The following is a 4363-nucleotide window of genomic DNA, read 5'->3' as shown; positions in this document are numbered from 1 at the left end:
CCGGACTCTGTCTGCCGGAGTTCATCATTGCGTGGCAAGCGTCGCACCTTTACTGCCAACATCCCGACCGGCACAATCCGGGATTTGTCGGAAGCTGTCTTCCGTGGGGAGCGACCCAAATGTACCGTCGGCTGCAATGCTGAGCGGGCTCGGAGGCCAGAGTCCCGCCTCGGTCGTACCACGACTCCTGGCACCCTCAGCCGTACTAGGACCGGCGGTGCGCATCCAGCGCTCTCGCTATCCCTCGAAGGAATGGAAAAGCAGCCGAGGTGCGGACTCCGGCCTACAGGCCGAAGAGCGCACCCAGGCCCGCAGCGGCCTCTTCCTCCGAGACCTTCTCCTCTTCCTTCTTCTCTTCCTTCTTCTCGGGCTTCTTCTCGGCTGCGGGTGCGGCCGCGGGAGCGGCAGGCATCGCGACGGCGGCCTTCAGCGCCTCGTCGATGTTCACGCCCTCGAGCGCGGCGGTCAGGGCCTTCACGCGCGTCTCGTCCACCTTCACGCCGGCGGCGGTCAGGACCTTCTTCAGGTTCGCCTCGTTCACCGGCTGTCCGGCCGCGTGCAGGACCAGCGCCCCATACACATATTCCATGGTGTGTCACCTCCTGGGTTTCTCTTGATCAACCGGAATCCTTCTTCGCCTCGGTCGCGGCAGGCACCTTCGCCGCCAGCGCGTTCGCCTGGGCCTGGGCCCTCGCGAGGAGGAACTTGACGCTCTCCTTGGTGGGGAAGCCGCTCTCCACGGACAGTGCGAGCGCCTGCTGCGCCGCCTTCGCGAGCATGAGCGGGACGGTCTCCTTCGTCGCGTAGCCGATCTCCAACGCCAGGGCGAGCGCGCCCCGTCCGGCCTGGGCGATCTGCCCGCGCACGACGACGTCGTCCACGGCGAGCGCCTCGCGGTGGTAGACCATCCCGTCCTCGTACGCGCCCTTGAGGTCCAATCCGACGATAAGCGGGAAGATCTCGAGGCGGGCGAGGACCTGCGCGACGTCGCGCGGGATCTTGTCCCCCGCCTTGACGACGAGCTTGTCCTTCTTGATGATCACCTTGCCGCGTTCAATCGCGGCAGGCAGACCGGCCTTCTGCAATTCGCCGACAATCGGCCCGGGCTTGAACGGCGTCTCGCCCTCTCGCACCCAGATGTCCTCGGGCGCTCGCTCGCCGCCCCTCGCCGGCGAGGGCGTCTTCGTCTTCTCGAGCTCCTTGAACAGCCTGAACGGGTTCACGTCCGCCGTGATCACGGCGGTCTGGCCGTCGAGGTCCGCGGCGAGGGCCTCGAGGCCCTTGCGCTTCGTCGCGGCCTCCTTGAGGGCGAGCTTGATCAGGTTGTTCTTCGCGACCGTGATGGACGCCCGCCCCGCGAGGTTCTTCCGGATCCCCTGGAACTGGGGCGCCGGGATGCCGTGGATGTTCGCGAGGCCGACGACCTTGGACGTCTCGAAGCGGGACACGAGGTCCTTCACGATCGCCTGCTTGTACGGAGCGACGTGGGCCATGGTCATCCCCTCACAGGAACCTCACGGCGGGGCCCATCGTCGTCTTCACGTAGACCGAGGCGATGTTGTCCCTTCCGCGTTCGAGCCTTCCCAGGACGCGTCGCACGAGGGCGTCCAGGTTGTCCGCGATGTCCTCGGGCTGCATGTCCCGCGTCCCGATCGCGGCGTGGAACGTCCGGCGGTCCTTGGACCGCACGCGGACCGTGTTCCGCATGTTCCGGATCATGTTCGTCGGGTCCGCGGTGGGAGGAACGGGACGGGGCATCTTGCCCCGCGGGCCGAGCACGACGCCGAGCCGCTTGCCGATCACGGGCATGAGCGGCGCCTCGGCGACGAAGAAGTCGAAGTCGCGCGCGAGGCCGTGCGCCTTGCGCTTGTTCCCGGCGTACTCCTCGATCTCCTGCGGCTGGATCACGAGATCGGCGACCGGGCGCACCTTGCCGGCAAGCTCGCCCGAGGCGAAGACGCAGATCTTGACCTGCTTGCCGCGGCCCTTGGGCAGGAGGACCTCCTCGTCGATGCGGTTCTTCGGCACGGACAGGTCCACTTCACGCAGATTCAGCGCGACCTCGACGGACTCCTTGAAGGTCCGAGGCTTGGCCACCTCGAGGGCCTTCTTCACCGTGTCGATGGAGTGCTTTTCCGCCAAGGAGTTCGCCTCCTGCAGTGCAGACGACGCCCGCGGCGTCTCCTGCAGAGGGAAGGCGACGAAAGTGCCGACCCTTATTAAGGTTTACGGGGAGAAGCGCCAGAGGCGCCTCGGACGGGCGGTGGGTTCTTCCCAGAGGACGCCCATAGAGAGGCTCAGGAGGGAAGCCACGACTGGAGGGGAAGGTGCGGCCCCTGCGCCGCCGACGATTCGACGTCGCCGACCGAGCCGCCGTCTCGTGCTCGTCATCGCCGTGGCCATCGTCGTGGTGGGCGCCACTGTCCTCGTCCTGACCCTGCCTCCACCTATCACCATCGCGGAAGGGTCGGCCCATGGCATGCTCGCCGCGAACTTTCCCACGACCACATCCCTCGACCCGGCCTTCGGGAACGTCACGGCGACCACGCACGCAACCCAGACCTCGGGACCGAGCTCGAGCCTCACCTTGGTCGTCCACAGCTACGCGTTCGCGCTGGGCTACAACCACGAGATGAACTACGTCCAGATCATGCACGACGTCGCGGTGATCGGAAGGTTTGCCCCGAACCTGCGCTTGGGCACTCTCCAATTCACGTGCCGCGTCACGGGCTCCAACTCCAGCATCGACTTCTACAACAATTGGACCCAGGGACCCAATGTCTCGGTGGACCATCAGCAGACGTTCGGATTCTTTGCCAACGGAACGGGCAGCCTCAGTGCCACCTTGATGAACGCCGGGGGTCGCGGCCCATTCTACACGTTCGACTATGGGGCGAACGGGGAGAGCCGGATGCTGTACCAGCACACGCAGGTCTTTGAATTCCGCGCCACCGTGACGGGCTGGATGCTTCCCGCGATCAGCTTGGGCGTCGCCCTCAAGATCATGAACGTCCCCAAGACGATCACCCTGTACTCGGCCGGTGCCCGGTGGTACGCGGACAGCTCTCTCAACTGGACCCCGCTCAGCCTAGCCACGCTGGTTCCCTACACCGTAACGGGCGCAATGAATGCCACCGCCCCCGTCACCGGCTATGTCATGAACCTCACGGAGTATTGGGACTATTCCAACAGCGGGACCGTCCGGTCCTGGCACTGGAGCCTGAACATCGGCACAAGCTCCACGCCGATCGCCTTGATGCTTCCATCCGACGACTATTGGCTTATGGTGTACCGGACGGGTTCGTCTGGGCCTCCCGGACCGGCAGTGTTCATCTACGCCACGCAGGACATCGCCGCAACCACCTAGCCGCTCGCTGGGGCGACTGCGCAGGTGGGTCGGCCGTTTCACGCGGCAGAAGATCTGCCGCGAGCCCTTCAGGCACGGAGGACCTTCTCGAAGCACTTGTCGATGCCTGGGAACGCGTTCGTGTCTCCGCTCCAGTTCCCGAGGGTACCGCGGTACTTGTCCTCGAACTCCTGGAGCGCGTCCATAACCTGGTACTGCACGCTCTCTGCGTCCCCCTCGCTCGCGACCGCCGCGGCGATCACGTTGTTCCCCCGCACGAAGAAGATCGTGTAGTCCCCGTACCGCATCTGGTCCAGGGTTCCCTCCTTCGAGGCGAGCGTCTGCTTCACGAAGTCCTGCACGCCCACGAGCATCCCGCCGAGGATGTCCCGGTCGATGTCCGTGCGCAGGGCGTCCGAGTAGTGCCGGATCAGCAGGCCGTCCCGGTGCAGGAGGAAGAGCTCGGTGATCGTCGCGCGGCCGCCGAACGCGAGGCCGAGCGCCTCCGCAACCGCGTGGGCTGCCCGCTTCATCTCGATCTTCAGGATCCCGAGGTTCGTGCTTTTCTCCGCGAGCGCGAGGAGACTCAGGTCCCCCTCGGTCAACGTGGTTACGGCGACGTTCCCCGCCGGGCCTTCCATCAAGACGAAGTTTGCGTTCGGGAGACTCAGGGTGTCGAACACGCTCCCGGCGGACTGCGCGATCAGGGTGCTCATCGCGGAGAGGACCGAAGAGCTCATCCCCAGGCGGATGTCCGCGGCCACGGCGAGGCCGTTCGCATCCGCGATCACGGATCCCCGGACGCCCCGGGCGCGACGGCGGAGCTGGAGGAGGATCTGCTCGAGCTGGTCCTCGAGGCCCAGCTCGGTCGGGATGTCGACGGCCTCGTGGCGCTCCTCGACCTCAGCGCGCGGCATGGATCTCTCCCTCGGATGACTCCTTCACGGTGGCAGCGGTGGCCTCCGTAGGTGTGCGCCGCGAACCGCGCTCCCGGAACGACAGCGGCTTCGTGGGGCG

The 4363-nt window shown here is 66.1% G+C and carries 5 protein-coding genes; 1 reads left to right on the top strand and 4 read right to left on the bottom strand.

What is annotated here, in order from left to right; all coding sequences use genetic code 11:
* Positions 1-283: 283 nt before the first annotated feature.
* From rpl12p to VEY12_08330, 3 genes are read right to left on the bottom strand one after another with little or no spacing between them, the layout of a single operon-like run.
* Positions 284-589, bottom strand: a complete 306-nt coding sequence (gene rpl12p, locus VEY12_08340; protein ID HYM40133.1) for a 50S ribosomal protein P1 — start codon at positions 587-589, stop codon at positions 284-286.
* A gap of 28 nt (positions 590-617) precedes the next feature.
* Positions 618-1493 (bottom strand): 50S ribosomal protein L10, encoded by an 876-nt coding sequence (locus tag VEY12_08335; protein ID HYM40132.1) that lies wholly within the window; start codon positions 1491-1493, stop codon positions 618-620.
* Between the two features lie 10 nt (positions 1494-1503).
* Entirely contained in the window at positions 1504-2142 is a 639-nt protein-coding gene (locus VEY12_08330; protein ID HYM40131.1) for a 50S ribosomal protein L1, read from the bottom strand.
* A 238-nt stretch (positions 2143-2380) separates the two neighbouring features.
* On the opposite strand from VEY12_08330, the gene VEY12_08325 reads away from it, so the two are divergent.
* The gene (locus VEY12_08325; GenBank protein HYM40130.1) at positions 2381-3367 is read left to right on the top strand and encodes a hypothetical protein; all 987 of its coding nucleotides are present in this window, start codon (positions 2381-2383) and stop codon (positions 3365-3367) included.
* A 68-nt stretch (positions 3368-3435) separates the two neighbouring features.
* Here VEY12_08325 and VEY12_08320 read toward each other — a convergent pair whose 3' ends face one another.
* Positions 3436-4263: a roadblock/LC7 domain-containing protein gene (locus VEY12_08320; protein HYM40129.1), complete on the bottom strand. Its 828-nt coding sequence runs from the start codon at positions 4261-4263 to the stop codon at positions 3436-3438.
* Between the last annotated feature and the right edge of the window lie 100 nt (positions 4264-4363).

It is taken from the genome of Thermoplasmata archaeon, assembly GCA_035632695.1.
Taxonomy (GTDB): Archaea; Thermoplasmatota; Thermoplasmata; order RBG-16-68-12; family RBG-16-68-12; genus RBG-16-68-12.
This window is presented reverse-complemented; position numbering and strand designations above follow the sequence as displayed.